The organism is Streptomyces sp. P17 (assembly GCF_032436805.1).
GTDB lineage: Bacteria > Actinomycetota > Actinomycetes > Streptomycetales > Streptomycetaceae > Streptomyces.
Map to the genome: position 1 here is coordinate 1 of NZ_JAVRBF010001308.1, position 246 is coordinate 246.

Below are 246 nucleotides of genomic sequence, written 5' to 3' on the forward strand. Positions count from 1 at the left end.
GGTAGCGGCCGCAGGACAGGCAGAAAGTGCCGCGATGGTCGAGGAGATGACCACCGCCAGCCACATGCTGGCAACGGAAGTCGATGCGTTGAACCGGTTGCTTGGCCAGTTCGAATTTGGTCAGGGAGCGCGTGCAAGCCTGGGTTCGTTCAGGCCGGCTCGATCGGACAGTGACCGGGGAGGAGAGACTGCGGATGCATCTCAGCGCTTGAGCGAGAAATCTCGTAACAGTGCCTGATAATGCTG

At 60.2% G+C, this 246-nt stretch carries 1 protein-coding gene; it reads left to right on the plus strand.

Features of this window, described 5'->3' with window-relative positions; translation table 11 throughout:
• Positions 1 to 238, plus strand: a 238-nt coding sequence (locus RMT89_RS44790; RefSeq protein ID WP_315889491.1) for a hypothetical protein, incomplete at its 5' end; no start/stop codon positions are given.
• Positions 239 to 246: the final 8 nt, after the last annotated feature.